The sequence below is a fragment of the Planctomycetaceae bacterium genome, assembly GCA_021371795.1.
Lineage (GTDB): Bacteria > Planctomycetota > Phycisphaerae > Sedimentisphaerales > UBA12454 > UBA12454.
This window is the reverse complement of sequence record JAJFVK010000019.1, coordinates 302,836-322,013: the sequence shown is the minus strand read 5'-3', so window position 1 is coordinate 322,013 and position 19,178 is coordinate 302,836. Positions and strand designations below refer to the sequence as shown.

The window sequence follows — 19,178 nt, the reverse complement described above, 5'->3', positions numbered from 1 at the left end:
ATGTCACAAGCGGATATTGGTTTAATTGGTCTTGCGGTAATGGGTGAAAACCTGATTTTGAATATGGAAAGCAAGGGATTCACTGTTGCTTGTTTTAATCGTACGGTTTCCAAAGTTGACGATTTTATGAACGGCAGGGCGAAAGGCAAAAACATAATCGGATGTCATTCAATCGAAGAGTTTTGCGCAAACCTAAAAACGCCTCGCAAAGTTATGCTGATGGTAAAGGCCGGACAGGCTGTCGATGATTTCATCGAATTGGTTCTGCCGCACCTCGAAAACGGCGACATCATTATAGACGGCGGAAACAGTCATTTTCCTGACACTACACGCAGGACAAAATATGTTGAAAGCAAAGGCAAACTTTACATCGGCACCGGCGTCTCCGGCGGCGAAGAAGGCGCTCTGAAAGGCCCATCAATTATGCCCGGCGGTTCACCTGCCGCCTGGCCTGCTGTGAAGCCGATTTTCCAGAAAATTTCAGCTCATACTGAAGACGGCGAACCGTGCTGTGACTGGGTCGGCGAAAACGGCGCAGGCCATTTCGTAAAGATGGTTCATAACGGTATCGAATACGGCGATATGCAGATGATTTGCGAAACATACCAGATGATGAAGCAGGGACTTGGTATGTCAAACGAGGAAATGCACGAAGTCTTCACCGAGTGGAACAAAGGCGAACTTGATTCTTACCTGATTGAAATTACAAGAGATATTCTCGGATACAAAGACGAACAGAACAACGCTGTTATAGATTTAATTCTCGACACCGCAGGCCAAAAAGGCACTGGCAAATGGACCGCAATCGCAGCTCTCGACGCAGGCCAGCCGCTGACACTGATTGGCGAAGCGGTTTTCGCAAGATGTCTGTCCGCGATAAAAGAAGAACGTGTTGAAGCGTCAAAAATTCTTGGCGGTCCGAACAAGCCTTTCAAAGGCGACAAGGCGAAAATGATTGACGATTTACGCAAAGCACTTTACGCATCAAAAATTGTCAGTTACGCACAGGGCTATCAGCTTATGAGAGCCGCGGCGAAAGAATACAACTGGAATCTAAACTATGGCGGAATCGCTCTTATGTGGCGGGGCGGCTGCATTATCCGTTCGGCATTTCTCGGCAAAATTAAGGCCGCGTTCAAAAAGAATCCAGAACTGCCCAATCTGCTGCTCGACCCATTCTTCAAGAGCGCAGTTAAGAAATCGCAATTCTCATGGCGAAGGGTTGTTCGCGCGGCGGTAGATTTGGGAATACCAATGCCGACGATTAGCACAGCTCTGGCGTATTTTGACGGCTATCGTTCCGAAAGACTGCCGGCAAATCTGCTGCAGGCTCAAAGAGATTATTTCGGCGCTCATACTTACGAAAGAGTTGATAAACCTCGCGGCCAGTTTTTCCACACAAACTGGACAGGCCGAGGCGGCTCAACCAGCGCATCAACTTATATTGTTTAAGCAGAAACTATAATATCCAAAATTGATTTAAAGGAAGGTTTGGTATGGGCAAATTAGTTGTACCGCAAAAAGGCGCACTCGATTTTCTTTCGTTAGGCGCGTTGGTTGTCAGGCTCGACCCCGGAATGATTCCATTCCACAAAGCGACGACTTTCCAGGCACACGTCAGCGGCGGAGAATTTAATGTAGCCGCAAACTTGTCGGACTGTTTCGAGATGAACACCGGCATCGCGACCGCTATGGTAAAGTATCGTCTCGGCAGATTGATACAGGAACGCGTTAAGGCAATGGGCGTTCGTCCGTTTTATAAATGGTTCGAGCGTGACGGCGTGCAGGGGCCGAATATGGCGCTGGTTTACAGCGACAGAGCTTACGGCGTTCGCACTCCGGAGGTTGATTACAATCGCGCAATCGAAGCAGCGGCAATGCTCAAGCCGGGCGATTTGAATTGGGACGAAATTTTCGCCGGCGGTGTTCGCTGGCTGCACAGCGGCGGGATTTTCGCTGCTCTTTCAGATACAACTTCAGAATTCATTATTGACGCGATGAAATATGCCAAGTCAAAAGGCGCTGTTACAAGTTTCGATATTAATTATCGCGCAAAACTGTGGAAATTCCGCGGCGGGCAGGAAAAAGCTCAAAATGTTCTGCGTAGAATCGTGGAAAATGTTGACGTACTCGTCGGCAACGAATCGGATATGCAGGATGGTCTTGGCGTTAAAGGCCCTGATGTGGTTAAACAGTCAAAACTTGACTCGTCAGTCTTCGTTGCTGTTATCGATGAAGTTGTAAAGCAGTTCCCGAACGTAAAAGCGGTCGCGACGACGCTTCGCGAAGAACATAACACAAACCATCATACGTGGAGTTCTGTTGCGTGGATAGATGGCAAGGTTTATCAGGCGCCGACTTGTGAATTAAATGTTTATGACCGTGTCGGTGGCGGCGATGGTTTCGCGACAGGGTTATTCTACGGCCTGCTTACCGGCAGAAGCTACGAAGATGCTGTGAAGCTCGGCTGGGCACACGGTGCATTGCTGACGACAACGCCGGGCGATACGACAATGGTAACGCTCGAACAGGTTGAGAATTTTATTAAAGGTTCTCGCGGCAGAATTCAGCGTTAAATGTGACGCACTAAAAAACAAAAGCTCGCATTCGGTTTTCTGATACGGGCTTTTTTATTGCCTATTTTTATATTTATGCTAATTAACCCATTGTTATTACTTGTTAAGGAGAATTGATAATGAGTAAATTGCATTTTCCAGAGCCTTTTGTTCATCAACATAAACCCATCAGAAATGTTAATGAAATAGTTGATGAAAAAAAGACCCCCGGCCAGCAGGTTGCTGATTTTGTTGCCAAAATTATGGGTTCATGGCCTTTTGTTATCGTTCAGTCCGCCATACTGGTTCTGTGGGGGCATACTATGCTTTGTCTGTAATACACGACATGCTCAATGATTTAAAACAAAACAATAATACAAATAAATCCTGATTTTTATATTATTAATGTTTGAAATTCTGTGAACGCTTACTAAAATTTTCATTTTTGATAATCAATAAGCATGCCATTAACCATTGTCGTTTTACCTTTATATTCAATTTTGCCATTAGCGGGACATATAACTATGACTGCCGCGGATTTTGGTGCCAAACCGATAAAGGTTTTTCCTGTAACAGATGTACTTATAAATTTATTGCTGATTGATTCATAAATATCTTTTGTTTCTGTTCCGAGTTCGATAACGACTTTCTGCTCTTTCGGGAAAGGATTGTAATACAGATAAGTCGGATAAGCAGGGGCGTGATAGAAGTCTGTCGCCAGACAGTCAAGCCGAATGATGCCTTCTATGTTTGTTTTTTGGATAATGCCGCCGAATATTCCTACATAAGCCGAGCCGTATATTCCGAGGTTTGTTTTGGCCCAGCCGTTTTTCTTGGCATCGCCAGTCGCGTAAGGAGCATTGTCGCTAAGTGATTCTATCCAGATATCATCAATGTATATTCTGTCGGATTTGCTCGAGGGGACAGTTTTTTTTGTGTCGGTAACTTTGAGATAAAACGTTTCCGGATTTGTCGGAACTTCAACTGTTTTGCAGGAATCCGTTTGCGAATTGAAATCAAACAACGGCTCATACCGTCCTGCAATTTGCAGCGAATAGCTGAACTGAAAAATTTCACCATCGCCGAGGTTGTCAGTCTTGCCAACAAAGTTTAGAATATGCCTGTCCGCTTTGCTTATCTGCACTTTCCAGATATGTTCGAGATTATCCTGCTGATTCTCTTCTATGCACTCGTAAATTTTGTTTGTGCCGATGGCCGCTGTGTAGTCTCCTGATGTTATTTTGCCTTTGACGGTTTCAAGGTCGCCGGCAACCCTGTCGATTTCAAGATACCGCTGACGAAGACCTTCATAAGCGATACAGGATTGCGGGTCGTTAATTTTAGACCATTCGTAATCTGTCTGCTGATTGGCATCCAGACCGTCGGGATAAAATAATCGTGCGCTGTTTGCGGCGTTGAGCATCCATTTGCCGATGGCGTTGGCGAATCTCTCATCGTATCTGACTAACGGCACAAGCGAGGCCGCGACATCGAAAGTGTTCATTGTAAAGCCGTACATATTATCGTTGTCTGATACACTTCCAATCAAGCCCGCGCAGTCAGCGTTGCCCCATTTGCCTGTTGTTGCTCCCCATTTTCGCCAGTTGCTTCCATCGAAACACCAGTTGACGAATTTTTCCACGTCATAATTTGTGCCTGTTTGGGCATTCATTCTTGCGGCGGTATAAGCCCCAAGCGGCATAAGAATTTCGTAATAAGGGTTTGTTTTGGATTGCTCAAGAAAATCCATACTCCATTTAGCGGCGTTAAGATATTTTGTTTTCGATTCATTATCCGGGCTTTTGACATAAGCGATATATTCAATCCACGCTGCCGCAGCGGCCGCATCAGCCTCTTTCCACACGTTATTATCAAACGGCGTCATTGTCGAAAAGTCAAAGGCGGTATAATCGAAATTCGGAATCTGCCGCGGGTTTGTTTTGCCTCCCATTGCAACGCAGGCCTTTTGCCACTGGTCTGCGGTGAGGTAAAATTGTTTTTGCATTATTTCAGATTCTGGACAGAAGTAAAATGTCCTGTAAAACAGCACACTTGGAAACATTTCATACCAGAAAGTTTGGCCGGTTTTATCGTTGATTCTATTCAGGTAAAGTTTCTGGCTGTCTGTGAAATAGTTCGGAAAAATATCCATATGTTTTTTGTCCAAACCTGCAATCAATCTGCTGCTGATGGCTCCGAGACAAACGATAGCCTCTGTTCCGCTCCTGCCGCTGCAGACATAAGAAGGTATTACAAGAATTTTTTTATCTGCGTTGTTTTGCAGAGTTTCAAATTTCGCAAGCGGCAGAAATTCGCCTTTTTTTTCGGTATCGAAAATAATTTTATCAAAGTCTTTTGCGACCTTACTCCAGTCTCTCATAATATAAGGCTGCGGAAAGTCCGGCATCTGGTCTATTCTCGGAATGTTTATCTGCCGGGTCGTTTCGGCATTAGAACAGCCTGAAAAGGCCGAAAAGCCGATAATCGCCAATATCACAAAAGATTTAGCAGTCATTAAATTATGTCCTTAAATTTTCAACGAGTCGAGAATCTCATTTATTGAAAGTTCGGCTTTGCATATAACGTCATCCGAAGCGCCGTAGTACATCGTAACGGTATCGCCTTTGACGATATGGCCGTTGGTAAAAATCACATTTCCAAAAAAGCCATTCTTTTCATAATCTGTCGTCGGCTCCATAATCGGTTTCTGCGACCGGGCGATAACTTTCGATGGGTCGTTAAGGTCGAGTAATAAAGCTCCGAGACAATATCTGTGATTTTTATCTGCGCCGTGATAAATCGCAAGCCATCCCTTGTCCGTTTTTATCGGTGAAGCGCCTGCTCCAATTCTTTCGCTGTCCCACATACCGGCTCGCGTTGTAGCTGCGCATTTGTGCCTGCCCCAGTATTGCAGGTCGTTCGACTCGGCAAGCCAGATATAATTTCCGCCGAGAATGGACATATTCGGACGGTGCAGACAGCAATATCTGCCGTTTATCTTTTCCTCAAATAAGGCACAGTCTTTATTTGGGCCTGAAATTATCATACCGTGTCTGTTAAAGCTCGTCCAGTCAGATGTGCTCATCAATCCGACACCGTATCCGTAATTTGAAACAGCGGTATAAGTCAGATAGTATTTTCCCTCTATTTTGGCAACTCTGCAATCCTCAATGCCATACGATTCAAGACAGCCTTGCCCGAATAGTGGTTTGTCGTCAACGACGGTAAAATTATTCCCATCCGTGCTGTGCGCCAGTCTCAAATGCGACAATGTAGTAAGATAGCCGTTTCCTTTATATATGATTACTCTTGGGTCGGAACAATTCAGAAGGGGATCTGCCTCGTCAAATTCGAGAATTTTGATTTTTCCATCCTCCATCACAGGAAGGCTTATTTTGTCTTCTTTCTGCGGAGGCCTTTCAGCGACTCGCATCAGCAGCCATATTTTGCCGTTATATTCAAAAGCTCCAGGATTTAGCAGACATTCAACATTAAGTCCCGCATGGCTCGGACGAACCGCATCGGGAACGAGAATGGGATTATTCTTAAATCTTTTCGCTATATCAGCCACTATTTTGCTCCCGAATTACTTTGTTGCGTGGTTTCGAGATTGTGCTTTCTTAAACCACCCCATTCTTCGAGTTCTCTGACTTCTTTTTTAAACCATCTGTATACCCATAACGCGCCGATTAAAGAGCATCCGAAACAAGCAGCCGCTTTACCGAATTTCATCAGGAGGCAATAACCAATGCCAAGTGAAACGCCGTAACATAACAGAATGCCGCCGATGATATCGAGGAAGGTGCCGGCGTTTAATGCTTTGCCCGGCAGATTGCGAATATCTTTGCTGACAACGCTCCAGAAACCGCCAGGCCGAACTCTGCGATAAAACACTTCAAGCTTTTGTATAGATACTTTGGGCGTAACAAAAGTAACCACTAAACTTACCGAAACGATAATTACAATAAATATCGTAATCTTAATCTCGAAAGGCATCGCAGGCCACGGATAACCAAACACCACGACAGAGGCGGGAATAAATGGGTTTATGAATCCCGCGATTAGTCCGAGCAGCAGGGCGGTGATTTCGGTATAAGCGTTTATACGCCACCAGAACCACCTGATAACGCTGATTATTCCGCTGCCTGCCATCAGGAATGCGAGGAATTCCCATGCCGCCGTAACCGACTTCAGCAGGGGAACTATACTTGCGGCACAAATCATCATCGCAACCACTACGATTCTCGTAACAATCATATACTGACGATGTGAAGCGTCTTTCTTGACAAATCGTTTATAGACATCGGTCATAATATACGAAGCGCCCCAGTTGAGCTGCGTGGTAATTGTTGACATAAACGCGGCGAGAAAACCAGCTACGAGCAACCCTTTTAACCCCATACCAAGATATGTATTCGCGACTAATGGGTAGGCTTGCGTATCAGTTTGTGTGCCTGTCAGTTTTGGAAACAGAACAATGGAAACAAGAGCGACAGGTATCCACATCCATGGTCGTATGGTTTGGAAAAGTGCGTAGAAAAGCGTAGCCTTCACCGCATCGCGTTCATTTCTGCACGCGCTCATTCTCTGCATATTATATCCGCCGGCATCCGCCCACCAGAGAACTAAAATGTAAATCATCAGCTTGAGCATATCCAAATCGAAATGTTTGAAATCAGGAAAAATTGAAAGCGTTTTGTCGTACCCCTGCGTCGCGGCGACGGTGGTAAGTACGACGTGCAGGCCGCCTGCTTTATAGACGGCGATAAACGCCAGTATTATCATAGAGCCGGTCGCGATAAAAAACTGCACGACATCGGTAATTACAACGCCGTAAAAGCCGGAGAACGTAGTGTAAATCAGCGCGACAACCATGCAGGTGCCGACTGCCCAGACTTTATTCATCGGCGTCATAATCGTAATGATGTTGCTCATAGCGAACGTAACCCATGCGATTACGATGAGGTTTTGTATGATTCCGGAATAAAATGCGCGAAAGCCGCGAAGAAAAGCGGCTGCGTTGCCGTCGTAACGTAACTCGTAAAATTCGGCGTCGGTAATAACGGATGACCTCCGCCAGAGACGAGAGAAAAGAAATATACCGACGATTAACGTGAGCACCGCGGCAAAGACCCACCACATTCTCTGCAGGCCGAATTGTCGAGTGATTTCGGTAACGACCAAAGGCGTGTCGGACGCGAAACTTGTTGCCATCAGCGAGACGCTAATCATCCACCATGGCATAGAACGACCGCCAAGAAAATAATGTTCCGGGCTTTGGGACGCTTTGCGTGAATAGACTATTCCGATAATCAGCGAGAAAAGCAGATACGCAACGATAATTCCGTAATCAAGAATCGTCAAGTTTTAAGCTCCTGTATTTAATCGATTCTACAGTTAGGATAATCTGCAACAGTAAAATAATCTACTTATATTATTTTCATTGAAGCGGACGCAGCCGGGACCGGACTGGGAATGGTTTCTGTACCGAGGTCTCCAGATCCCTTAAACTCCGGGCTGTTCAGCAAACAATCAATTAGTTCCTTTTTATTAACTTTGGCTGCTAAAGTGCAGCAGTCGGCTCCGCCGTAAAGTATGTATATATCGCCATTATATTCATAACTGCCGCAGGTAAAAACTACATTGGAAACGCCATCCTGACTTGTGGATTTGCATTCGTATTTTGTTTGGGGTTCCATAAGTCTGTTCATACCTCTTTCAATGATATCAGCAGGCCTGGATGGGTCAAAATTATTAAAATTGTAAAGGTCTGCGTGCAGGTCATACCATTTACTGCCGCTGTTAAGGACATGGCCTTTATGATATATCACAATGAATTTTTTATCTCCGAGAGAAATTGGAACCGAGCCGGCGCCAACCCATATATGTTTTGCCAACTCAGCGTTTTGGGTTGCATGTTTTATTGTGCCTAAATCCTGCCATGTCCCTTCAATACTGCTGCTCATCGCCAGCGCGATAGCGTATTTTGAGTAATTATCATCAAAGCACGGCCTGTGGAGCATAAAATAATGGCCGTCGATTTTTTCCGGGAAAAAAACGCCGTCTTTATTATTGCTATTATCTGTGTTGACATCTCCTTGTATGGGGCCGAGTTTCTGCCATGTAAGCAGGTCGTCGGATTTGGCCAGACATATCCGTGTTTTTATCGGCCACTTTGACTGTGGATTAGGCACAAGACTGACTCCGCAATACAGATAATAATAAATACCGTCGATGCAATGCAGCCTTCCGTCTTCAACGCTGACATAATCATAAAGATTTTCATCTTCGCCGGGGAAAATTACCGGATTGGTATGCCTGAAAATTGATTGCAGTTCCGGCGTAAAAACTGCGACACCGGAAAAAGACCTGCTGAACGGCCGCTTGGGGTCTGTTTCAGTAGATGGCCGGGAGCGATAGTGCACTGCGACTATGCCGTCTTTAATTCGATTGTCGTTAAGATTGTCGCTGCCGATTAATTTGCGGATTATAGGATCGTTTTTGGGCGACCTTTCGACATAAATTACTCCGGGGTTGAAAGTTGTACCGCTTTCCCACCAATTTGCGGTAGGGCTTATGATTGGTTCACCATTATTAAGTCTTATTATCTCTGGTTGCGAAGAACAATTCGGCATTAAATCTCCATTCGTTTTTATATATGAAATTTGTATTGTTGCACATAGGGGCACATTATGAAGCGCAAGTTGCAGAATGTCAATGAAAATAAAGAATGTTTACTAAAATCAGTAAACGTTTTTGGTGCTTATGTGTAAAAGTGTTTATTAATATAAAGGCTTTTGTGGTAATGTTTTATGGTATTTTGTTTGTAATAAGCCACTGTGGCTTGTCAGTTGTTTACCTGACAATATATATATAAATTTACAAATGTTGCATGAAATTGTTATTGACAAATGACCGAGCCGGTGTTAGTATGCCGCGACAAATAGATACATATCAAAACGATTATTTGGAGGCCAATAGATGCCGGTGGATGCAAAAGTGAGAGTAAGAGATGTTGCGACAAAGTTATCTGTTTCACCAGCAACAGTTTCGAGAACACTCAAGGGAGATTATGGCCGGGGAACTACATCTTTGGCTACTGCCACTCGCATTCTTAATTACTGTTTCAGTCACGGCTATCTTAGCAAAGAAGAGAAAGACGGCATTCTTCTTAAAATGAAAGTTAAAGTATCGAATAAGAAAGTAATTAGTCTGTCGTGCTTTGAGGGTCTTTGGAATTACAATGCGATTTTTTCTTCAGTCAGCAGTTCGCTGCAGGACAGGGGACAATATTCGGGATTTTATACCGTTCGGTCGTCCAATGATTTAAAAAGATTTCCACGAAGTTCGGTAAGTGTCATATTAGTTTTTGGACGCATTGCACCGGATACTTATGAAGCTCTGCGTGGATTCGATATACCTGTCGTAGTGGGCGACAACCATATACCAGGTTCAAAATGGAGCACAGTCAACAGTGATAATATTGGCGCTGCATCAAGAGCAGTAGAAGTTCTTGCTGAATTAGGGCACAAGCGCATTGCGTTTGTATGCAGACACGAGGATTATCCGCAACGCACATATAATTTACACCAGCGGCAAAATGGCTATATGATTGGTATGAATAACGTGGGTTTAAGTACTGATGGTCTGATTATTGCCAAGGACTGTTCGAGAAATGATTATACGCCAAGCACGCACGAAGAAGTAATGAGTGATTTGAGAGAACTCGCTGAACGTGTCATAGCTTTGAAACCAATGCCGACAGCCGTTGTTGCGGCCAATGACCTGATTGCTCATGTTTTACGTGTAGTTCTGCGGGAGCATGGTCTCAAAGTGCCGCAGGATATGAGCATCATTGGATATGACGGTCAGCACAGAATCCCCGGCGTGATGGGTTTTGAGCCGATTTCCACGATGGTAGTAAACTGGAGTGAAATGGGACGGGCAATGGTGGACTTAGCCACTGAATTTGTGCTCAATCCTAAAACCAACATTCGTCACGTATTAATTCCGGCAGAGTATGAGGATATGGGCACAGTTGCCCGATTGTGATTTATAATTGAATAGGGTCTTCTAAACAATAAGGATTGTTTGCCGAATTAAGGCAGACAAGAGGGCGGGAGAAAGGAGTTGTTGAAAAAAAGTGGTATAACGTAAAGAGAAGAGTTGTTTGTTTGAAAATTTTTATCACTTATTTATTTTGGAGGATTTAACAATGAAGATGAGAATGTTTTTAATTTTTGTGTTGGCAGCATTTTTGGCACCAGCGGTACAGGCGATAGTATTAGATAACATGGACAATGTTCTGGCGAGTAATGGCGGTCTGTGGCATGACGAGAGAAACTATAATCCACCTCTGCTGAAACAGAACACTGATGTTGCTTTTGTTTGCGACACCACAGGTTCAATGATGATTGACTATACAGTTTTCGATGGAGGTCAGTATGATGTTGTGCCTCGTGCAAATATCATATTCCCGACTCTTACTCCGGATATGGCAATTACATTTTGCTGGTATAAGGGCAATACGGCCGGTCCTGAACATGTTCGCGAGATAATTCTCTATTCGAATAATTTAGGAGATGCTGTGGCACGTTACGCTGTGGCTAATGGAGAAGAAACAATAGCCGTGGGCTGGCAGTATGTGGTTGCGAACATTAGTGATTTTGTCGTAACACAAGGCACGTTTGATTGGAGCGATGTCGATACTATCGATATATGGGTTAGCTGCTGGGGTTATGTAGGACCATGGGGCGAAGAAGGAAGCTATCAGATTATGCCGACCAATACACCGGTTTACATTGATTGTTTACAGCTCGTTCCAGAGCCGGCAACTATGTCGCTGCTTGCACTTGGCGCACTGGCGATGCTGAAGAAACGCAAAGCTTAATTGCAAATTGAATATTCGGCGGCGGTACGATAATCGCGCTGCCGCCGGATTCTATTAAGCAGGAATGGTGGCGGTATATGCGCGCAAGGTAAAGGTATAGGAGTTGGAATACGATAGGAGAAAAAAATGAAGTTATTGAAAATATTTTGTTATATATCATTTCTTGTTACGGCAGTTTTTTTGATGCCCGTCTTTGCGGCAACACCGATAGGTCAGATTGATTCGATGGATGATATTAATGAGGCGGTAGTAGAACCATGGCCTACGGGCGTTTGGTACGATGACCGTGTAACCGGCTGGATGCAGCAATCGCCTCCGGGCGAAGTGCATGAAGGTATAGGTTCAATGAAGATGGCGTTTTCGCTTTGGGGCAGTGGAAATGTAGATGTTGAGCCAAAGATGGTATTTGACCCTACTTTGGATTTTAGCGATCATAACAATCTGGCTATTACACTTTGGGTTTGGAGCGACCGCAGTGGTTCAAGATTCAGGGAAATTATTTTATATGATAATGATAATCCTCCGCACAACGGACGTTACATCGTGCATCCTCCGGACAGCAATGGCTGGACGAAGATAGTGGCTAATATGAATGCGTTTTCATGGTACAACGAAGGAAGCGAGACTCCTATTTCGCCCGACGATGCCAACTGGGGTTCGATTAAGTCGATGGGATTATTTTCGAGCTGCAGTGATGGAGAAACCAATCGCGATATTTATCTGGATGATTTGCGGCTTGAGGCAGCTCAAGTTGCTATAAGCGAAGCGACAATAGTGAATGCCGATAGAGTTTTCAGTCCAATTACCGTGGACGGCAATGCGGCAGACTGGGCTGCTCTGGACGACAGCGATATTGTTGATTTTGACCTTGCGACGGTTAATAGCCCGTCTCAAGGCAATCTGCATGTCAAGTATCAGCTCGCGTGGGATCCAAATTATCTCTATATATTGGTGAAAGAACAGCCCGGCGATTTATTAGCTAAAGAAGCGAATCAGGTTGGAGCGTATGCGCAGCAATGGAGTCTGGACGACCGTTTCGGCGGCGATGCTTATTATGACGCTCTTACGCTGTATTTTGACTTTACTAACATTCGTCCGATACTCGGCAGCCGGGAAGGTATTAGCCTGTGGCTGTTCCTCGGTTTGAACTCGAAAGAGAAACCTGATGTGATGATGGCATGGACAAATGCCGTTTGGGGACGCCATCAATCGGCGGCTGTAAATAATGGTATGGCTCGCACGAGCGGCACTCTGGGGCATCGCATTACAGAGGCAAAAATTAAATGGAGCGACTTAGACACCGCGATAAGTGAATGGCTTTTGCCTGATGGCGGTCTTGCCGCTGCTATTAAACCGGGTTATATCTTTGGCTGCAATCCGCGGCTTAACGATTTTGAGAAAAGCGCAGCATGGAATTCTCCCACGACTGAACGCGGCACGGCATGGCTTAATGGTAAGCTGTGGGACTGGCAGGGTACGCCAAACGCGACGGGTATTTACGCCAAAGATGTTCGATTAGTATGTTCGGCCGCAGACCTCACCGGAGATTGTGATGTGAATTTTGAAGACTACGCGCAGTTTGCTGAAAAGTGGTACAACAGCGGCTGTAACAATATCAATATTTTCTGCAATGGCGCTGATATTGTGATTGACGGCGTTGTGGATGCGATAGACCTTGCTGAATTATCCGATGAATGGTTATCAGAGTAAATTATATTTAAGGCAACCTCTAAAAATGTCATTGCGAGAAATTTTTTGTGGCTTTAGACGTAAAAATGACGAGGCAATCTCAATTTTGCGAATTGTTAGAGGTGCTCTTAAGATTGTCTGAATTTAATGGTGATACCGGCGGTGTCTTGTTAAAGACGCCGCTGGTATTCCCTGTAAGGGAAGTATAATATGAAAAAGACAAAGGGCTTTACTCTGGTCGAATTACTGGTTGTAATTTCGATAATTGCGATACTGCTGGCAGTTTTGATACCGTCGTTGAACAAGGCACGCGAACAGGGCAGAAAAATTGTTTGTGCAAATCATTTAAAAACCATGGCGTTAGGTGATCAAATGTATGCTATTGATTCAGACGACTATCATGTTCCCATATACAACGGGCTTAATCCACCTCCACGTGATTGGAAGTGGTTTCAGAATCCGCTGTTTATGAAGATAGTTGGTATGCAGGGGCGAAAAAACGATGAAACATTAGCGGGTAATGTTACAGGGACGTTACCGGCAGAGTACAAGTGTCCATCGGATAAACGAACAGTTGCTAATGGCGGTCTTATAAAATATGGCAACGGAAACGTGGAAGGTGTTAGCTACGGGATGAACAGTGTAGGGCTTCGTATTAGTGTTGCGGCCAGTTGGGTTCCTACTACCAGCACGCGTCGAGGCAAAGCGCAGGCGTTGAAGACATCGAAGGTGGAAAGACCGGCTGCCAAGTTTTTCTTTATGGATGCAGAGTGGTTTGCCGTGCATTATGAGAGTGCTGATTATACACGGTTTTGGGATAAGATAGGCGACAGGATGAGTAGCCGAGAGTGGGATATGCCGGCATATAGGCACAGAGAAGGCGCAAATATTTTGTTCTATGACGGCCATGTAAAGTACCTGTCCAAGCAGGAAATATTCAAAGTTGATCCTGACGACGGCCTTAATCAGTTTCTCTTAAATAAACCATCGTGGTTTCCAATTGGCGACAGGCTCTACTTAGATCCGCCGTATAATTAATCGTTGATAAGAGTACAGATGAAGAATTCATATTCGGCAACTATCGCTGCAATACTGGCTGTTGTGTTTTATGCAAATATTATTACAGCATCTCAAATCAATATACCACGAATCGAGTTGATGCCGAATATGCCTGTGCCGTATCAAATGCGCAACTGGAAGCAGGTAGCAAGAGATTACGATAATTACATCTTCAGTTTTACCCGCACCACATCATCATCTGATTCATGGTGGAAAACATATCCGATAATATGGTGGGATACCAACCGGGTAAATTATTCGTGGAACACATTCGGAATGCCGTCTTATGTAGGCAGATATGACCAGACCAGCGGCGGCGCACATGAGTCTATAAATGTTCTCGGTGCGGTTTTGGGCGGCACACTGGCCGGCATAGACAAAAGCAATCAATATGTCGCGGCAACAGGGCAGTATTATAATTTCGTCCTGATGCAGCAGCAGTACTACAATCTGGCAAACGGCGAGAATATGGTGTTGAATTACACATCCACAGATTCAGGGCAATCTTTCTGGTACGAAGTTTTTCCTCCTCTTTTGTTTTGTCAACTATTGGCAAAATATCCGAACACCGGCTCAATGGAAACGCTGATGTACGCGATGGCCGATAGGCTTTATAACGCCGAATACGCGATGGGCGGGCGAACATCGCCGTGGACGGTGCCGAATTTTACGCACACGGCTTTTGATTTCGATACGATGACGCCTTTCGACAATGGCAATTGGAACGAGCCGGATGCCGCCGCCGGTTATGCGTGGATTGAATATATGGCGTATGTGAAGTGGTCTGCGCCACAGCATCTGATGGGAGCAAAGTGGGGCATAGAGTATCTTTATGCACGCAGCGACAATCCGCTTTACGAGGTGCTTTTGCCTTATGGTGCGTACACGGCCGCGAGAATGAATGCCGAAACGGGAACAAGTTATAATCTTTATAAAATTTTAAACTGGTGTTTTCAGCCGAGTACCGCATCGGATGCAAGATATGGCTGGGGCGTAATAGCAGATAGCCCGTGGGGCGGATATGACTGCGATGGTTTGGTGGGCAGTGTAACCGATGGCGACGGATACGCCTTTGCGATGAACACATTTCAATGGGCAGCTGCACTTGCGCCGATACCTCGATATAATCAGGATTATGCTCGCGCTATCGGCAAATGGATACTCAACGCCGCAAACGCTTCACGTTTATTTTACACAAACGGCCTTGACGCAGCGCATCAGTCGGGCGAAAACTGGTCGTACATTTATGACCCATGCAATTGCATCGCGTATGAAGGCCTGCGAAAAACGCCGCGAATCGTTGATAGGGTCGCGTCCGATTACAGCAATACTTATGGCACTGTTACCGCCACTTATGTCAATACTCATCTGAAAGACAACAAATATGAAATATTTAAAGAGCAAACGGTCGGAGCGTTCGACAAACTTGACCATCTGTGGTTGTTGAACATTGAACACAGCGGCAGCCATACGCTTCACTTCCATGGTCGTTATTTTGATGGTGGAGATGTGGACAGCGGTTTTATTTTATCTTATGCGATTTTGCCGAATGGAATTTACACGGATATGTTTACCGTTGATAACACAGGCAGTAATCAGGAATACACTTATGACCTGCCGTTAGGTTTGAGCGGTGCGATATATATAAAGGTACGCGATACAAATCCGGATACAGCGGGCACAGGTAATGACGGGCTTTATGTTAATTGGCTGATGGTGATAACCGAGACGACAGGATTTTCACCTTATGCGATGGGCGATGGTTTGATGTGGGGTATGGGGACGGATTTTGCGTTGTATGGTGCATCGCACGTCGGAATGCTGGCGGCAATTGTAGAGCCGACAAACGTAGAAAAAATTCTCCGGCTGGATTTACTTGCGACAGATTATTACCACGCACCGGCTTATCCGACATATCTATATTATAATCCATACACTACGGCAAAAAACGTACAGATTGATGTTGACCAATGTCCTGTCGATTTGTACGATACTGTTTCGCAGACTTTCCTGAAAACCGATGTAAGCGGAATAACGGATTTCGACATCACGCCTGACAGTGCGGTTGTGATAGTGCTTGCACCGGCAGGCGGGCAGATAACGATATCGAGCAATAAGAAATTTGTTAATAATGTTGTAATTGATTACAAGACTAACACTAATTTCGCCACTTGCGCCCAGATTCAGGCATCGCCGCAGCGTCTTGTCGGCGACATCGTCGGCGATTGTATCGTTGATATGCAGGATGTTGCGGAATTAGTTGAGCACTGGCTTGAGCAAAGCATTTGTTCGGGCAGGGCGGATATCAACGATGACAATATTGTTAATTTCATAGACTTAAATAAGCTCGCCGACAATTGGCTTGCGAACAATAAACCGTAGTATGCTGATCACGATTGAATTTTCCAGATAATCCGCGGGTAAGTGTTTTAGAAATGATATCTTCCTCTTTCAATCGCGGGAATTTACTACCCTCAAGGGTATAAATCGCGTGCTGGGCAAAAAAATTAAAACCTTTCAAAATACACAGAATTGTTCTATAATCTAAATATCAGCGCGTTTTTATAGGCTATATCCATCTATAAGAATTTGAACGTTGATATAAAAAAATGTGGGCAGTTGGGCATTATACCCTCGAAAAAGTGTCCAAAGTCACTTTCATGGGTTAGAAATCGATAAAAAGTACCGGCTGCCGGAAAAGAGGTGCTCATCGTGGATAATGTACCAAGTTCAATACTCAATCGAATTGCGTTCATTGGTAACTATCAGCCGCGATTATGCGGCATAGCTACATTTACTACAGATTTGTGTGAGACCATTGCCGGTCAATATAGTCAAACAGCCTGCATTGCACTGCCGGTCAATGATATTGATGGTGGTTACACTTATCCGTCTCGCGTTCGGTTTGAACTGACGGAAAAAGATATTGATTCATATCGCCGGGCCGCTGACTTTCTGAACATAAATAAAGTTGACATGGTATCTCTGCAGCATGAATATGGCATTTATGGAGGGCGTGAGGGCAGCCATATCCTGTCGCTTTTGCGCGAATTGCGAATGCCTGTCGTTACGACATTGCACACTATTTTGCGTGACCCGAACCCAACTCAAAAGCGGGTTTTGGAAGAAGTTGCGGCTTTGTCGGATCGATTGATTGTTATGAGTAATCGCGGTACGGAATTATTACAGGAAATATATGGTGTACGACCGGAGAAGATTGATATGATTCCGCATGGCATTCCTGATGTGCCGTTTGTTGACCCAAGTTTTCATAAAGACATGTTTGGTGTCGAGGGTAAAACGGTCTTGCTTAGCTTTGGATTGCTTTCAGCAAGTAAAGGTTTCGAAACTGTTATCTCCGCCTTGCCCGACATTTTAGTCCGCCACCCGAATGTGGTATATATCATTCTTGGTGCAACTCATCCCCATGTCTTGCAGAACGAAGGCGAAAGATATCGGCAGTCTCTTCAATGGCTGGCACAGGAAAAAGGTGTGGAAAGTCAGGTGATTTTTTATAACCGCTTTGTCAGTTTGGAAGAGCTGGTGCGGTTTATCAGCGCGGCTGATATTTACATCACACCCTATCTAAATGAGGCGCAAATCACATCCGGCACACTTGCCTACACTCTGGGAGCGGGCAAGGCGATGATTTCGACGCCGTATTGGTACGCCCAGGAGCTGCTGGCTGATGGACGGGGAATGCTGGTACCGTTTAGGAATCCCGCGGCGATGGCCGAGCAGGTTATTAACCTTTTAGATAATGAGTCACAACGGCACGCTATGCGTAAGCGGGCTTATATGTTTGGTCGTCAGATGATTTGGCCGGAAGTGGCGCATCAATATATCGCGAGTTTTGAACGTGCTCGCGTTGAACGGCGACATTTTATTCCGGCAGGCTTTGCGGTCAAACCTTTAGATAAACGTCCGACCGAATTGCCGGCCATTAAACTCAATCACCTGCGTAATATGACAGACGATACCGGTATGCTGCAGCACGCTGCATTCATTGTGCCCAACTATCAGGAAGGCTACAGCGTTGACGACAATGCCCGTGCTTTGATTGTGAGTACATATTTGGAAGTTCTGGGTAACAAAGCGGCATCAGAGTTAAGCATTCGTTATCTTGCCTTTATATGCTATGCTTTTAATACGGGAACTGGTCGTTTCCGTAACTTTATGGATTACCAGCGTCGCTGGCTTGATGAGGCCGGTTCAGATGACAGCCAAGGCCGCACTTTGTGGGCAATGGGCGTCGTTTTGAATCGCTCGTGCACGCCGGTATTACAAAGAATGGCAGGACGCGTATTCGAGCAGTCACTGCCGACTATTCTCAATACTACAAGTCCACGCGCCTGGGCATTTGCAATCATTGGCATCCACGAATACCTGCATCGCTTTTCCGGCGACAGACAGGCCGGTCAGGTACTGGATGAATTAGCTAAGCGATTGCTTACGCTTTATCAAAACAACCGTTCGAATGAGTGGCGATGGTATGAAGACGGGTTAACCTACTGTAATGCTGTGTTACCGCATGCCTTGCTCCTGTGCGGCCAAACGATGTCAAATGTTGCCATGGCAGAAGCGGGATTAGAGTCGTTATGTTGGCTGGCAGACTTACAACATTCGAAAACCGGATATTTTGTTCCTGTCGGCTCTAATGGTTTTTATCCAAAAAATGGTGAGAAAGCCAGATTCGATCAACAGCCGGTGGAGACCCAGACAATGGTTTCTGCATGTCTGGAAGCCTATCGGATTACAGGCGATAATCGTTGGCGCAAAGAAGCCCGCAGGGTCTTTGATTGGTTCCTGGGACGCAATGATTTGAATTTGCCTGTCTATGACCCAACGACCGGAGGGTGTCGTGATGGTTTGCACCCCGACAGCGTGAACGAAAATCAGGGCGCCGAGTCAACGCTGGCTTTTCTCCAGTCGCTTCTCGAACTGCGTCTGGCCGAAAATACCACAATGTCTATGGAGGCATAAAT

The 19,178-nt window shown here is 45.2% G+C and carries 13 protein-coding genes; 9 read left to right on the top strand and 4 right to left on the bottom strand.

What is annotated here, in order from left to right:
• From gnd to LLF92_10075, 3 genes are all read left to right on the top strand, one after another.
• A complete protein-coding gene (gene gnd, locus LLF92_10085) occupies nucleotides 1-1,452 on the top strand; it encodes a decarboxylating NADP(+)-dependent phosphogluconate dehydrogenase (GenBank protein ID MCE5341454.1) in 1,452 nt (483 codons plus the stop codon).
• A gap of 44 nt (nucleotides 1,453-1,496) precedes the next feature.
• On the top strand, nucleotides 1,497-2,576 hold the full coding sequence (locus tag LLF92_10080; protein ID MCE5341453.1) for a sugar kinase: 1,080 nt from the start codon (nucleotides 1,497-1,499) through the stop codon (nucleotides 2,574-2,576).
• A gap of 119 nt (nucleotides 2,577-2,695) precedes the next feature.
• A complete protein-coding gene (locus LLF92_10075; GenBank protein MCE5341452.1) occupies nucleotides 2,696-2,893 on the top strand; it encodes a hypothetical protein in 198 nt (65 codons plus the stop codon).
• Nucleotides 2,894-2,994: 101 nt separating this feature from the next.
• On the opposite strand, the gene LLF92_10070 is transcribed toward LLF92_10075, so the two are convergent.
• The 4 genes from LLF92_10070 to LLF92_10055 form a co-directional block, all read right to left on the bottom strand.
• The gene (locus LLF92_10070) at nucleotides 2,995-5,070 is read right to left on the bottom strand and encodes a hypothetical protein (GenBank protein MCE5341451.1); all 2,076 of its coding nucleotides are present in this window, start codon (nucleotides 5,068-5,070) and stop codon (nucleotides 2,995-2,997) included.
• A gap of 12 nt (nucleotides 5,071-5,082) precedes the next feature.
• Nucleotides 5,083-6,126 carry a glycoside hydrolase family 130 protein gene (locus LLF92_10065; protein ID MCE5341450.1) on the bottom strand — a complete coding sequence of 348 codons (1,044 nt, stop codon included), beginning with the start codon at nucleotides 6,124-6,126 and terminating at the stop codon, nucleotides 5,083-5,085.
• Nucleotides 6,126-7,919, bottom strand: coding sequence for a Na+:solute symporter (locus tag LLF92_10060; protein MCE5341449.1), 1,794 nt, complete (start codon nucleotides 7,917-7,919; stop codon nucleotides 6,126-6,128). The genes LLF92_10065 and LLF92_10060 overlap by 1 nt, the downstream gene beginning before the upstream one ends.
• 65 nt (nucleotides 7,920-7,984) lie before the next feature.
• Complete coding sequence (locus LLF92_10055) at nucleotides 7,985-9,190, bottom strand: hypothetical protein (protein MCE5341448.1); 1,206 nt, start codon at nucleotides 9,188-9,190, stop codon at nucleotides 7,985-7,987.
• Nucleotides 9,191-9,536: 346 nt separating this feature from the next.
• Between LLF92_10055 and LLF92_10050 the strand changes: the two genes are divergently transcribed.
• The 6 genes from LLF92_10050 to LLF92_10025 all read left to right on the top strand — a co-directional run bounded on the left by LLF92_10050 (nucleotide 9,537) and on the right by LLF92_10025 (nucleotide 19,176).
• Entirely contained in the window at nucleotides 9,537-10,607 is a 1,071-nt protein-coding gene (locus LLF92_10050; protein MCE5341447.1) for a LacI family DNA-binding transcriptional regulator, read from the top strand.
• Nucleotides 10,608-10,770: 163 nt separating this feature from the next.
• Nucleotides 10,771-11,445, top strand: coding sequence for a PEP-CTERM sorting domain-containing protein (locus tag LLF92_10045; protein ID MCE5341446.1), 675 nt, complete (start codon nucleotides 10,771-10,773; stop codon nucleotides 11,443-11,445).
• A 126-nt stretch (nucleotides 11,446-11,571) separates the two neighbouring features.
• Nucleotides 11,572-13,155 carry a hypothetical protein gene (locus tag LLF92_10040; protein MCE5341445.1) on the top strand — a complete coding sequence of 528 codons (1,584 nt, stop codon included), beginning with the start codon at nucleotides 11,572-11,574 and terminating at the stop codon, nucleotides 13,153-13,155.
• Nucleotides 13,156-13,344: 189 nt separating this feature from the next.
• On the top strand, nucleotides 13,345-14,172 hold the full coding sequence (locus LLF92_10035; GenBank protein ID MCE5341444.1) for a prepilin-type N-terminal cleavage/methylation domain-containing protein: 828 nt from the start codon (nucleotides 13,345-13,347) through the stop codon (nucleotides 14,170-14,172).
• A gap of 18 nt (nucleotides 14,173-14,190) precedes the next feature.
• Entirely contained in the window at nucleotides 14,191-16,575 is a 2,385-nt protein-coding gene (locus LLF92_10030) for a hypothetical protein (GenBank protein MCE5341443.1), read from the top strand.
• Between the two features lie 330 nt (nucleotides 16,576-16,905).
• Nucleotides 16,906-19,176 (top strand): glycosyltransferase family 4 protein, encoded by a 2,271-nt coding sequence (locus LLF92_10025; GenBank protein MCE5341442.1) that lies wholly within the window; start codon nucleotides 16,906-16,908, stop codon nucleotides 19,174-19,176.
• The last annotated feature ends 2 nt before the right edge of the window (nucleotides 19,177-19,178 follow it).